We start from the raw sequence: 13,615 nt of genomic DNA, 5'->3' as shown, positions 1-13,615 counted from the left end.
GTTTTCTCCTTCAACTGCAGAAGACATGGCAAGCCCATTAGCACTCGCCACGCCTTATTAGACTAGGCAGCAATTCAAATAAATAAACCCCAAAGTTAACATTTTAATAATATTTAATTTACTTTAAATATTTATGCAATGCTTTCATGCATTTGTTTAAAAAATAGACCCACACTTAATATCTTGAATTAAGTAACAAAACATACCTTTGTAAATTTTTTGATACAATATGAGTAAATATGCCAGTTTCTTCCCTAAACTAACTTTATAATCATTATGTTGTATCAAAACATGTAGTAACTACTCGGTAATTCTTTCTGCCTTGTGCTTCATTTGTTCAACCCCACAACATCTGAAATCTAAAATTATTAATAAAATTCAATACCTTAGATATCTTACTCTCCCGGTATAACACTTGCAGTTTGAATAATTACAAGCTGCAACGAAATTAGGAGGAGTAATGGATACTTTTGAAATATTATCCTACACAGATCATAGAGTTGGGGCCGTTCTAACAGGGAAAGCAGCCGCAGAAAGATTGCAAAATGAATTGTTAAACAGCCACCTTGTTCAACATGAGCATCTAGAACTGGTTAATCCGTATGACAAAGATGCCGACAAAAAACTTGAGCCTAAAAGCGAAAGTCGCCTTGCCAAAAACATGCTTAATTGGCATTTGTACCTTGGCAGCATGGGGGTGATATTAGGCTTTCTAATCGCGGGGCTATTGGTAAGTTATGGACCGGCTTTCACACAAGCTAATCCTTACTTAACGTTTATCGCTTTATTAAGCCCCGGCTTATTTTTAGGGCTATTTGCTTCAGGCCTTATTTCTTTGCGTCCAGACAAAGATGCGTTTAACCAGGCGGTGATGAATAAAATCGCAGAGGGCAAGTGGCTGCTTATCATTAAAACGAATAATGAGGCGCATCGCAGCAAACTCATGTCGTTTTTTAAAAACAGCACCAAAGCAGACGTTTTAAGCTAGAAAGAGGTAATCTACATGGAAATTTTTAATGCAATAAAGCAAGATCATGATCATCAACGCGCCCTATTGAACATGTTGGCAGAAACGTCTGGTGATTCAAAGGTCCGCGAAAAGTACTATAAAGAGTTGAAAGACGCGTTAGAGGCACATGCCATCGCAGAAGAAAGGTACTTTTACGCCCCGTTAATGGAAAGCGACATGACGATCGAAGACTCTCGCCACGGTATCGCCGAGCATCATGAGATTGATGAGTTAATTGAGGCACTGGATAATACGGAGTTTTCCGACCCTAGTTGGCTAACTAAATTGAAAAACCTCAAAGACAAAGTTGAGCATCACTTGGCTGACGAAGAGCAAGCGTTTTTCCAGCGAGCGGGTAAAGTACTTGATAAAAGTGAAAAGTCGCAACTTGCAGATGAGTATCAAAAAGAGATGGAAGAACAGTTATAGTTTTCTATGCCCACAACATGTTGTGGGCATTTACTTTGCTGCATGTTGGTAAGCCTACACAGTCACAACAATTTACCAATTAATACCAGTCCAAGCATGAGCAGTAGTCCATTCATCACCAGCAAAAATTGCTTTTTAGGTAAGCGTTTCGCTAGGTGCACACCGAGTCTATTACCGAGCAACGCTAAAGGTGTAAAACAGATAGCAAGCAGCACATGTTGCCACTGTAACAACCCAGTTGCAGAGAAGGTCGCCAACTTAATCACATTCATCAGTGCAAATAGTACCGCAACCGTCGCGATATAAGCCGTTGGCTCCAATTTTCGAGCGTTAAAATACACCATGAGTGGTGGGCCGCCAGCATGAATTAAGGTCGTGGAGATACCAGCTGCGGTAGAGGTGCTCGCGGCCAATAACCTTAAGTGCTCAACACTTTCAGGTGTATTTTTAATCAGTAAGCTTTTAAGCGCAAATACTATGCTCATCGCTGCAATCACAACCGTCAGCCAAAATTCACTGACGCCTTGAAGAAAAAGCGTTGCTAAAGCTATCCCGACTAGTGTGCCTGGCAATAACCGCTTTAATTCTGGCACATTCCATAAGCGCCAATAGCTCTTCAGGCTAAAAACATCCGCAACGATAAGTAGCGGAAGCATCAACGCAATGGCGTCCCTTGGATTCAACACCATCATCAAAATTGGAACAGAAAACGCCCCTAACGCGCCTGCAAAGCCAGACTTTGAAATACCACTTAGCAGAACGACAAGGGCAATTACTGCAAGTTGAATTGGTTCTGTCATTCTTCAATTCCTTTAATTTTAGGCGCTGAATTTAATACCAATTTGCTTAGTTAAGTAATAAAAACCACAGCGCTTCAACATCTGTTAATGCCGTAACCTGCATGTTGTCATCAGCAATCAGACCGATGCCATCTCCTTGCTGAAATGCCTCACCATCGAGCGTCGCTTCGCCGCCAACAATGTGCAAATAGGCTTTTTGCGCGTGCGCATTCAGCTCAATCTGTTGACCTTGATGTAGCTGCAAGCGGTGTATTTCAGCTTCTGCATTGATACTCAGAGTGCCCTGTGCGCCTGTAGGCGTAACAATCGGCGTAAGTGCGCTACTTTGTTTGATTTGAATTTGTTCATAACTCGGCGTTATGCCTTTAAGCTTTGGCTCTATCCAAATTTGTAAAAAATGGGCAGGCGCTGTCTTTGAAGCATTATATTCTGAATGAAGAATGCCACTACCGGCGCTCATTCTCTGAACTTCACCTGCCGCCACAGTAAACTGATTACCCATACTATCTTGATGTGCTAATTCACCGTCAATGACATAGGAAATAATTTCCATATCTCGGTGACCATGAGTATCAAAGCCATGACCACCAAGTACTGTGTCATCATTGATCACCCTAAGATTACCAAATCCCATGTGGGCGGGATCATAATATCGACCAAATGAGAAACTATGTTGGCTTTGCAACCAGCCAAAATCTGCTTTACCTCTATCTTGTGCTTTTCGAATATATCGCATGTTTCGCTCCAAACGCATGTTGATGACCTTAGTCTATTGCCTGTTTGAAACGAATAAAATTTGATAATTTAACATCAACCATTCTACTCAACAGAATCTTCTAGCTGCATGCACTGATATCTTAACTCACCAATAAAAGCGCGCGCGGCGGGCCCAAGCCTGTCACCATCTTTAAAAATAAGATGAAGCTGTGCTTTACGCTGACTATGTTGCGATAGTGGTAGTGGTTTCAAGACGCCAGAGTCTAGTTGCGTTTTAATAGCCGGAATAGGTAACCAAGCAAATCCTAAGCCTTGCGCTATCATATCTATCGAGGTTGTCATATGGCTCACCGTCCAACGTTGATGCGCCCCCAACCATCCTTCATCTTTTTTACGCGAGATTGCAGAATCTCTCACTACGATTTGACGATGGGATTTTAAGTCTTCGAATGTAAGCGCGCGACCAAATTGATGTAATGCGTGATTGGGATTTGCCACTGCAACAAACTCGATTTGGCACAACTCTTCACTGAACCCATCTTGTAAAGTAACTGGAGAAATGGCGATATCTACGTCGGTATTTTGTAAAAGTTCTGATGCGCCTGTTAATACTGACTCGACCAACTCGACACGCAATAAAGGGTATTGTGCAGATGTATTTTCTAGCACCTTATAGAGTACCTGCTGTGGGAAAATTTCATCGACCGCAATGCGCAATTGACTCTCAACTCCCTCGCCCAGCGTCTGCCCTACCGCTTCCACTTTTGCCGCTTCTTCCAAGAGATAATTGGCACGGCGCAGCATCATTTCACCCGCTTCGGTTAACAGGGTTCTTCGCCCTTCGACTCTAAAAAGCTTAACACCAAGGCATTCCTCAATTTTATGGACCGCAGTGTGGATACTTGACTGGCTTTTATGCACTTCTTTGGCAGCTTGATTAAAACCACCATATTCAACAACGGCTCTAAACATTCGCCACTGTTCTAATGTCACTCTCAACATACTGATTTAACCTAATATTTATGCGTTATTGTTCAATGGTTGATGGTTTATTTTCACAATCTTCACCATGGCAGGTATTAAGATCTTCTTGCGCTTTTTCGTCCGCCTGCAACACCTGTTTGAGGTCAGCCATACGCTGACGGATCGCAATACCATAGCTTTCATCGTCTCCCCACACATCGGCGAGCATATGCATAGATTCAACATCGTGTTTGGTAAAGAGGTAACCCGCTCGTGCGACATCTTCTTCACTATGGCCCAATAACTTGAGCGCCTGTTCACCTAACTTCACAGCAGAGACAAAGGTTTCTCGCTCAAACGCAGTGACACCCAATTTTATCAGTTGGTAGGCATGGCGACGGTCGGTCGCACGAACTACAAGTTTTAGGTTAGGGAAATGTTGCTGCGCCAACCTGACGATTTCGAGGGTTTTATCTGGCTCATCAATCGCCACGACCAGCATTTGCGCTTCGTGAGCCCCTGCGGCTTCGAGTAAATCTAATCGAGCACCATCGCCATAAAACACTTGATTGCCAAAGCGACGGAGTAATTCAATTTGGCTTGGGCTGTGATCCAAAATCGATAAATGATAACCCTGTGCATGAAGCAAACGCCCTATCACTTGGCCAAAACGCCCGTAGCCGACCACAATAACGTTTTGTGTCGCTTCCATCGTCTCTAAGCTATCTTGTTCTTGAGGAGTATTGGCCTGGCGTTCAACTATTTTGTCATAAAGAATAAAAATGAGGGGCGATCCGAGCATAGATACCGCAACAACCAGTGTAACTAACGCGACTTGATCTGGAGTTAAGATTGCTAAACTGCCAGTAACCGAAAGGAGTACAAACGCGAACTCACCGCCTTGACACAGGGCTGCGGTAAATAACCATGTCGCTCGCTTATGCAGTGAAAACGCCGTTGCCAACATATATAAAATAACCGCCTTTAACCCCATTAGTAGCACCACTGACGCTAAAATAAATAACCATTTTTGTGCCAATAAGGAAAAGTCGATTGATGCGCCTACTGTCATGAAAAAGAGGCCAAGTAGTAACCCTTTAAACGGTTCAATATCGGCTTCTAATTCATGGCGAAATTCACTTTCCGCGAGAACAACACCCGCGAGAAATGTTCCAAGCGCTGGGGATAAACCAATGCTTTGCATCAATAACGCGGTTGCGATAACGATAAATAGCGCCACCACGGTAAATAGTTCGCGCATTCGAGTGCTGGCAATATACCTAAATAATGGCGCGGCAACATAATGCCCAGCAGCGATAATAGCCAAAATCACAAAAACAGAAATAGCCACTTGGAGGTAAGTCGGAAAAGCATGTAACAAATTGCCGTGTCCATCACTCACAGCCAAATCACTAAATGCTAACAACGGCATAATCGCGAGAATGGGGATCACGGCTATATCTTGAAATAACAACACCGAAAACGCATTTTGACCGCCAGATTGTTTAATCAAGCCTTTTTCATTTAAGGTTTGCAGTGCAATGGCGGTAGAAGACAGTGCCAACATTAACGCAATAGCTAATGATTGCTGCCACAAAAAGCCAAGCGCTAAATCAATCGCGAAATAGAGTACAGCCGTTGTTATAACTACTTGTAAGCCACCGAGACCAACTATAGAACGGCGCATCGTCCAGAGCCTTTTGGGTTGTAACTCAAGCCCGACTAAGAATAGCATCATCACCACGCCAAACTCGGCAAAGTGCATGACGTCAGTTTGCTCTCCCACAAGATGAAGAAGATGAGGACCAATTAAGATCCCTGCCAATAAATATCCAAGCACAGAGCCAAGCCCTAACCGTTTAGCGATTGGCACCGCCAATATCGCAGCAGCCAAATAGATAGTCGCGAGCAGTAACATAATAAAGACACCTGTTGTTGTTATCGTCTTTATTATGTTCAGGGTAAGTGCATTTATCCAGTCTTCGTTCTAAAAAACAAAATATAAGTGACTAAAATCCAGCAATTAATTTTGTAAATCCGAATATATTGTAGGATGGCAGATCTGCATCAAAATACTTGGATCTGGCACCGCTGCAAAGCCGAATTTTTCATATAGAGTATGCGCATCAAAAGTTGCCAGCATAAAACGCCTTAAGCCTTGTAGCTCTCGATGTTCGACCACGGCTTGAACAATCGCTTTGCCTACCCCTTTACCTCTGGCACTATCCTCAACTATCACGTCGGCAAGATAGGCAAAGGTGGCATAGTCAGTTATCACGCGACAAAAACCCTGAAACTCGCCTTTGTCATCCAAAAACATGAAACTCAGGCTATTTTGAATGGCTTTTTCTAACAATGCTTTAGGCATTTGTTTTGCCCAATAAGAATTAGAGATCAGTGCATGGATAGTATCAAGGTGGCGTAAAATAAGAGGAGTATCAGTGGTTATCATTATTGTCCCAGTTAACGGCAAGAATAGAGCTAAAAATTAAGCGATTTTTAGCAAGAAGCAAAGTGAAATTTTCACAGTCATAAATCTTTCATTATTGCGTCACCCTTCCGTCAATAAAGCGGCGTAATCTCCTTCACGAAGACTCCCCTTGATTGATTTAGAGTTGTTGGCAGTGTTGACTCAGTTAACACTGCTTTTTTTTGCTTGATACCAAAACATAAAAAACGGCGCTCTAAGCGCCGTAATTAACCAAACTTTTGAATAACTAACCTAAATTTATCTGATAGGTTGGTGGTTGGTTAAGTTTATTACCCAGTCTGGATAACCCTTTCCACCATGCAAATCCAAACAACAACATCGCTATAATCCAAAGCGAAGCACTCGTTGGCGAGGTGCTTAACTGACTAGCTTGGTAAACTAAAGTCGCCATGATATAAGCAATTGAGGTCGTCCAGCCAATCACAAGCCACATCCACTTACCGCCAGATTCTCGTTTAATTGCACCTAATACCGCTACACAAGGCGTATAAAGTAAGATAAAGACAAGATAACTAAATGCACCGATTTGACCATTAAATTTCGCGGCCATTGCGGTGAGTAGCACAGTGCCACTTTCAGCACCTGATTCTAATTCGTTAAGTCCTAATGGATCACCAAGGTTTGCGATAAGATCTTTACTATTGTCTACTATGGTCATCAACGCTTCTTTTAACGAAGCCAACAATGAAAACTCTCCACCTTCTTCTTCGGCACCGGTATAAAGCGCATCTAAAGTACCGACGATGGCTTCTTTGGCAAACATACCAGTCACAACACCAACCGTAGCAGGCCAGTTTTCCTCTTTTAACCCAATTGGCTCAAAGATTGGCGTGACAACTTGTGCAGCCTTCGCCAAAAGTGACTTATCTGTATTCTCATTGCCAAACGAACCGTCGGTACCAATCGAGTTTAATGCACTGAGTAAAATAACTACCATGACAATTGTTTTGCCAGCACGTTTGATAAAGCCGCTCAGACGCTGCCAAGTGGTAATGAATATATTGCGCCAAATTGGCATATGATACGCTGGCATCTCGGTAAATGAGGGTAATTTTTGCGTTTTGAATACTTGCTTTCTAAATAAAAAGCCAGAACCTACCGCAACCAATATGCCAAGCAAATACAGACCAAAAACAACATTGGCTCCGTTCGTTGGAAAGAACGCCGCTGCAAATAACGCATATACCGTCAAACGTGCACCGCAGGACATAAATGGCGCCATAATAATCGTCAGTAATCTATCTGACTCTCGACCCATCGTTCTTGACGCCATAACCGCAGGCACATTACAGCCGAATCCAACGATCAAAGGTACAAAAGCATTGCCCGGTAGACCAATGGATGACATCAAACGGTCAATAACAAACGCGGCCCGAGAAAGATAACCACTATCTTCCAAAATGGATAAGCACAGATATAGCACCGCAATAACAGGGATGAAGGTCGCTACTAATTGAATACCCGCACCAAAACCATCAGCCAATAACACACCCAGCCATTGAGGTGCGCCAATATCTGCTAGCAAGATTTTTACACCATCGATGAGTAAGGCGCCCACGGCGATGTCAAAAAAGTCGATAAATACAGCACCAACATTAACCGCAATGGTAAACATTAAATACATCATGGCTAAGAAAATAGGCACGCCAAGCCAGCGGTTGAGCACAATTTTATCAAGCGTTTCTGTCGTATCTGCACGTTTTGGCGTAATGATACTTACGCCATCAGCCAATTTTTTCACTGCTTGGTGACGAGCAACCGCTTTTTCGAGGGGATCGCTGCTGGCACTCTCGGTGTTTGCCATCTCAGGTGCTTTTGGAAAACGCGTGATCTGTGCGAGTTGTGCCAACAACGCTTCTTGCCCTGTACCTTTAGCACCGTGGAATGGTACTACAGGTAACCCTAGCTGTTCAGAGAGTCTTTTTAAATCTAACGTTCTCCCACGCTGTGTTGCGACATCAACCATATTTGCAACAACGAGAATAGGCTTGCCTAATTCTTTCAGCTGAGAAGTTAATACTAGATTTCGCTGTAAGTTAGCGGCATCCACGATGTTAATGATGACGTCAGCTTCATTTTGCTTTAGGAAGTCACACGCGATTTGCTCATCTTGGCTTGGCTCAATTTGCTCCATGCTATATAAGCCGGGCAAATCTACCAATTCTACGTTTGTGTTTTCTAAAGCAAAATAGCCGAATTTTTTCTCGACAGTTACCCCTGGCCAATTCCCTACTTTTTGTTTAGAGCCGGTCAGGCGGTTAAATAATGTGGTTTTCCCGCAGTTCGGGTTGCCCACTAACGCAATTTTCATACGTGAGCCCTTAATAACTTATAAAACTTCAATTTCAACGAACTGTGCGTCGGCCTTACGCACACTCACAAAGGTGTCACCAATTTTCACTTGCATCGGGCATCCAAGTGGGGCGACGTTAATGACTTCTATTTGCTCACCAGGAATAATTCCAAGTGCCATTATTCGACTCAGTAACGCAGTATCTGGATGGGTAAGAGAAGTGATGGTCGCTGCGCTATTTTTGGAAAGTTTATCTAATGTCATTGATTATGAGAACAATTTGCAATAAAAGTATGGCGCATCATACCTCATTGACTATTTTCTTTAAACTAGATTGCGACAATAATCTATTATTGCTTGTTATTTAAGGTGTTTACTAGTTAAGATGAACCAAACCATTGCCATATGCCTGACTGTATTAAGGGGTCCTGCCAATGAATAACGACAAAAAAAAATGGACGCTCAAAAGCATTGCGGCGGAATTAGGTGTGTCAAATGCAACTGTATCGAATGCTTTTAACAGACCAGATCAACTCTCTAAATCCAAACGAGAAGAAATCCTAAAAGCCTGTAAAGAATTGGGTTATTTTGGACCTAACAAGGCAGCCCAATCGCTGCGTAAGGGCTCGTTTAACATTGTCGCGCTGGTACTACCCGATAGCGTTGAATATATGGTATCAGATCCCGTTGCAAGTAGCTTTATGCGAGGAGTTGCAAGCGTTTTAGAAGCTCAGCATATTAACCTACTCTTGTTCTCAGGCACCGCAGATAATGTCGGAGACATTGTCGATTTCGTCGACGGTTTAATTTGTTATGGCCGCCCGCGTAATCCCAAGTTAATTGAGCATCTTGCGAATGTTAGCAAACAGGTTGTGACGGTTGACTTTGATTTGCCCGCACATGCCAGTATTAATATCGACAACCAACAAGCCGCCTTTGATGTAGCGAGTAAAGCATTAAACGACAATAGTGATGTTGCTATTTTTGGTTTGAGATTATTAGACACTGATTTGCTATGCCGCGTATACGAGCAGAACCTAACAGACATAGAGACCTCTATTGCGCATCAGCGTTATAGCGGATATCTCAAAGCCATTGAAGAGCGTGGGTTAACACTTGGCGAAGACAGAGTGTGGAATATTCCTGAAAGCAGCGAAAGGTTTGCAAATATCGCCGCAAAAGAACTACTTAACCTCTCACCAAGGCCTAATACCGTGCTGTGTATGAGTGACTTAATTGCACTACCGCTGTTAAGAGAAGCCAAAAAACTTGGTGTAAAGATACCGCAGGATCTTAAAGTCGTTGGTTTTGATGGCGTTGATGAAGCGCTACGCTTTAGTCCCAGCTTAACTACCATTCATCAAAATAGTGAAGAAAAAGGCCGAGAAGCAGCCAAACTCTTCTTAAATAAAAGCGATGATAAAGTAATGCTTGGCTATACCTTAAAAATGGGGCAAAGCTGTTAATTGCCCCAAGCTAAAGACTCAAATACGAGAAGTTCCTTACGGACACATGCCTTCCATTTCGAAAAGCACCTCTCCCCAAAGATCATAGAAAGTCCATGTACAAAACTCTCCACCTAGACCTCCACCAGAATTGCGACTTGGATATCGCCCAGTAGCTGGCGGTAAATCAATAGCACCATCTGAAGTATCACTACTTTTCACACTCGCTTTTCTATATATATTAAGTGTTTCAAGAACACAATTCGATACTTGATTTAGGCTTGCAGGATTCTCTCGTAAATAGCGCACAGATACTCCAGCGAATGTCGTCATGTCTTTATTTAAATCCATGCGAATATCATTACTAAACTCTAAATTATATACCACTCTATGGTTGCCATTAATTGCATCATAAAATTTTATATCTATCATTCTTGTGCGCGGTACATACTCTACTTGACCTGTAAATCCAACACCTCCCACACCTACCGTGTAACCAAACTGAGTAACACGAGTAGTCTCAAATGCCGCCCTTAAGCTACCATACTCTTCAATTAATGCATTTTCCGCACGTCTTCGTAGAGTCGTTCTTGTCCTTTCGTCGAAAGCGAGTATTGCAGCTCGGGTAATAGCTTCATTTTCACAGTTATTTTCAGATAACGCTTGCTGGCGGCTAGTGCTAGTATTGATACCCAGTGTAGATTGCATACTTGATGAATTATACTCTTGGGAAACTTTCGTTGTTGCCCGGCCCCAAGCATCATAAGACTTGATTAACTCGTCCGCTAATGCATTTGCATGATTTGGTACAGGTAAAATTTGACTACTAAGCTCCATTTCCGCACTAACCCCTCCTTGATTAGCATGCCATAACTTATAAAGCCACTTCTGTTTTGAGTTTGCGTTGATAATTAGGACTTCTCTAGTATCAGAGTAACATTCTTGAATGTAATCCCTATCGAATACTCCTTCATTTTCGTGACACGTCAGTGCTGGCAGATACTTTTTAGCAAAGCTTTCAGCGTTACTTGCATCGCATGTATAACATAGTTCCAAATCATACATTTTTCTGGTTGAAGCTTCAGCTGTAGCAACCTTAGTTAAGGTTAGTACAGCCGCTACCACCGAACTTGACACTAACAGGTATTTATTCACTTATATTCTCCTTAATATATAGTCAGCTGAATAAATCCAGATTAGTAAAGCATGAAACCATATAAGGAACAAGAATATTCACAAGCAAACACATTTACCTAACAATTTTGTTTGAAATCAGTCCTGCTGTGATTAAGAATATGCAAGATATTACTAAACAAGCCGCTAAGCCATACTCCAAAAAGATCCACCCTGACAATACTGTACCGAGTAACCGCCCGATGGCGTTCGCCATATAATAGAAGCCCACATCGAGTGACACTCCATCACTATCGGCCAAACTCACAATAAGGTAGCTATGAAGAGATGAATTGATAGCAAACACAATACCAAAGAGTAAAAGCCCACCTACTACAGCTAAGCTTGTCCAGAGCTGCGCTTGAAGTGAGATAGCAATCAACAGCGGAATAGCCGCTAAATACAACGCCCATCCACTGACTTTACTTGGTGTTGATGCAAACTCATCACGACTAATAAACCTAGGAGTTGTTGATTGCACGATGCCATAACCGATAACCCAAGTAGCCATAAAGCCACCAACCCACCAATGATCCCAACCGAACTTCTGCGATAAAAAGACTGGAAGCGCAACCACAAACCAAACATCCCGTGCGGCAAATAAAAACAATCGCGCGGCAGACAGCATATTAATTGCTCGGCTTTTTGAAAATACATCGCTAAATTTGGGTTTGCTTTTAGCCTTGCCTAAATCGCTTTTTAAGCTGATAAGGCTAAACAACCACACTAATAGCAACATGATTGCCATTAACCACATCGCGCCGGTAAAGCCAAGTAAGGTAAGCAGCAGCCCGCCAAGAAAAAAACCAACGCCTTTTAGCGCATTTTTAGAGCCGGTAAGTATTGCTACCCACTTAAACAAGGTCCCTTCTTCACCCGATTTTACGATGGCCTTTATCGCACTTTTGGCACTCATTTTATTGAGATCTTTGGCAATACCTGAGAGCGCCTGTGCTGCCATAACATAAGGCACGGTGAGCCAGTGCGTTGGTACTACCAACATCAATAATGCCACTATTTGTATGCCTAACCCAATATTCATGGTGCGGTTTAAGCCAATGCGTGCGCCAAGCCATCCTCCAATTAAATTGGTGACAACACCAAACATTTCATAAAAGAGAAATAGCATGGCAATTTCAAGCGGGTTATAACCCAATTGATGAAAGTAAAGCACCACCAACATTCTGAGCGCACCATCCGTTAAGGTAAACGCCCAATAGTTGCCTGTCACAATGAGATATTGCTTGATATTTTGAGGTATATTGCGCAGCTGCATAATGCTTTATTCGCCTAACGACAATCCGACTTTACGTACTAATTCCGCGGTACGATTTGCATAGCCCCACTCGTTGTCATACCACACGTACAACTTAACCTGAGTACCATTAACTACCATTGTAGATAACGCATCGACGATACTAGAGCGAGGATCCGTTTTATAGTCAATAGAAACTAATGGTCTTGATTCATAGCCTAAAATTCCGTTAAGCTCAGTAGCAGCAGCTTGCGCCATCCAGAGGTTAATCTCTTCCACTGTAGTTGGCCGCTCAACCTCGAAAACGCAGTCTGTTAGTGAAGCATTCGCCAACGGAATACGAACGGCGTGACCATTTAACTTACCTTTTAATTCAGGAAAGATATGGGTAATAGCAGTCGCTGAACCCGTTGTTGTCGGAATTAAACTCATGCCACAGGCCCGCGCGCGGCGTAAATCCTTATGTGGCGCATCCAAAATGGTTTGCGTGTTGGTGATGTCATGAATAGTCGTCATCGAACCGTGCTTTATGCCGATATTTTGTTGCAGGACTTTTACCACGGGCGCTAAGCAGTTTGTGGTACAAGAAGCGGCTGTAACGATTTGGTGGGGCATATCGTCATATAGATGGTCATTCACTCCCATCACAATATTCAATACTCCTTCTTCTTTTACCGGTGCCGTAACAACAACACGCTTAACGCCTTGATCTAAATACTGTTGCAGCAAAGCTTTGGTTTTCATTTTGCCGGATGCTTCGATCACGACGTCACATTGAGACCAGTCGGTTTGCGCAATCTCTTTGTTTTGAGTCACCGACAACACTGTTTCACCTATTTGGATCTGTTCATCTTGAAAAGACACACTGTGATGCCATTTACCATGGACAGAATCAAACTCTAGCAAGTGTGCTAGGGTTTCTGCATTGCCCGCAGGATCGTTAATTTGTACAAACTCGATTTCAGGCCAGTCAAAGCTAGCGCGAAGCGCCAAACGCCCCATTCGACCAAAACCATTGATCCCTACTTTAATTGTCATAA

At 42.8% G+C, this 13,615-nt stretch carries 13 protein-coding genes; 3 read left to right on the top strand and 10 right to left on the bottom strand.

The window, feature by feature from the left end:
• Positions 1–460 precede the first annotated feature (460 nt).
• Together MHN32_RS05045 and MHN32_RS05040 are read left to right on the top strand one after the other, a co-directional pair.
• Positions 461–988: a hypothetical protein gene (locus MHN32_RS05045; protein ID WP_239421102.1), complete on the top strand. Its 528-nt coding sequence runs from the start codon at positions 461–463 to the stop codon at positions 986–988.
• 15 nt (positions 989–1,003) lie between these two features.
• Entirely contained in the window at positions 1,004–1,438 is a 435-nt protein-coding gene (locus MHN32_RS05040) for a hemerythrin domain-containing protein (protein ID WP_102057979.1), read from the top strand.
• Positions 1,439–1,500: 62 nt separating this feature from the next.
• Here MHN32_RS05040 and MHN32_RS05035 read toward each other — a convergent pair whose 3' ends face one another.
• The 7 genes from MHN32_RS05035 to MHN32_RS05005 all read right to left on the bottom strand — a co-directional run bounded on the left by MHN32_RS05035 (position 1,501) and on the right by MHN32_RS05005 (position 8,966).
• Complete coding sequence (locus MHN32_RS05035; RefSeq protein ID WP_239421101.1) at positions 1,501–2,238, bottom strand: sulfite exporter TauE/SafE family protein; 738 nt, start codon at positions 2,236–2,238, stop codon at positions 1,501–1,503.
• Positions 2,239–2,284: 46 nt separating this feature from the next.
• Positions 2,285–2,974 (bottom strand): pirin family protein, encoded by a 690-nt coding sequence (locus MHN32_RS05030; protein WP_239421100.1) that lies wholly within the window; start codon positions 2,972–2,974, stop codon positions 2,285–2,287.
• A gap of 83 nt (positions 2,975–3,057) precedes the next feature.
• A complete protein-coding gene (locus MHN32_RS05025) occupies positions 3,058–3,957 on the bottom strand; it encodes a LysR family transcriptional regulator (protein ID WP_237116341.1) in 900 nt (299 codons plus the stop codon).
• Between the two features lie 25 nt (positions 3,958–3,982).
• Complete coding sequence (locus MHN32_RS05020; protein ID WP_239421099.1) at positions 3,983–5,836, bottom strand: monovalent cation:proton antiporter-2 (CPA2) family protein; 1,854 nt, start codon at positions 5,834–5,836, stop codon at positions 3,983–3,985.
• Between the two features lie 105 nt (positions 5,837–5,941).
• Complete coding sequence (locus tag MHN32_RS05015; protein WP_239421098.1) at positions 5,942–6,370, bottom strand: GNAT family N-acetyltransferase; 429 nt, start codon at positions 6,368–6,370, stop codon at positions 5,942–5,944.
• A 265-nt stretch (positions 6,371–6,635) separates the two neighbouring features.
• On the bottom strand, positions 6,636–8,720 hold the full coding sequence (feoB, locus tag MHN32_RS05010; RefSeq protein ID WP_239421097.1) for a ferrous iron transport protein B: 2,085 nt from the start codon (positions 8,718–8,720) through the stop codon (positions 6,636–6,638).
• A gap of 18 nt (positions 8,721–8,738) precedes the next feature.
• Complete coding sequence (locus tag MHN32_RS05005; RefSeq protein WP_010605304.1) at positions 8,739–8,966, bottom strand: FeoA family protein; 228 nt, start codon at positions 8,964–8,966, stop codon at positions 8,739–8,741.
• Between the two features lie 170 nt (positions 8,967–9,136).
• Here MHN32_RS05005 and MHN32_RS05000 point away from each other — a divergent pair, with 170 nt between their 5' ends.
• Positions 9,137–10,168, top strand: coding sequence for a LacI family DNA-binding transcriptional regulator (locus MHN32_RS05000; RefSeq protein ID WP_239421096.1), 1,032 nt, complete (start codon positions 9,137–9,139; stop codon positions 10,166–10,168).
• A 36-nt stretch (positions 10,169–10,204) separates the two neighbouring features.
• On the opposite strand, the gene MHN32_RS04995 is transcribed toward MHN32_RS05000, so the two are convergent.
• From MHN32_RS04995 to MHN32_RS04985, 3 genes are all read right to left on the bottom strand, one after another.
• Positions 10,205–11,302, bottom strand: a complete 1,098-nt coding sequence (locus tag MHN32_RS04995; protein ID WP_239421095.1) for a hypothetical protein — start codon at positions 11,300–11,302, stop codon at positions 10,205–10,207.
• A gap of 94 nt (positions 11,303–11,396) precedes the next feature.
• Entirely contained in the window at positions 11,397–12,596 is a 1,200-nt protein-coding gene (gene arsJ, locus MHN32_RS04990) for an organoarsenical effux MFS transporter ArsJ (RefSeq protein ID WP_239421094.1), read from the bottom strand.
• A 6-nt stretch (positions 12,597–12,602) separates the two neighbouring features.
• Positions 12,603–13,613 (bottom strand): ArsJ-associated glyceraldehyde-3-phosphate dehydrogenase, encoded by a 1,011-nt coding sequence (locus tag MHN32_RS04985; RefSeq protein WP_239421093.1) that lies wholly within the window; start codon positions 13,611–13,613, stop codon positions 12,603–12,605.
• Positions 13,614–13,615 lie beyond the last annotated feature (2 nt).

The sequence above is a fragment of the Pseudoalteromonas sp. Of11M-6 genome, from assembly GCF_022347905.1.
Classification (GTDB): Bacteria; Pseudomonadota; Gammaproteobacteria; order Enterobacterales; family Alteromonadaceae; genus Pseudoalteromonas.
Note: the sequence above shows the minus strand (reverse complement) of the source record. Positions and strands in the feature narration are given on the sequence as shown.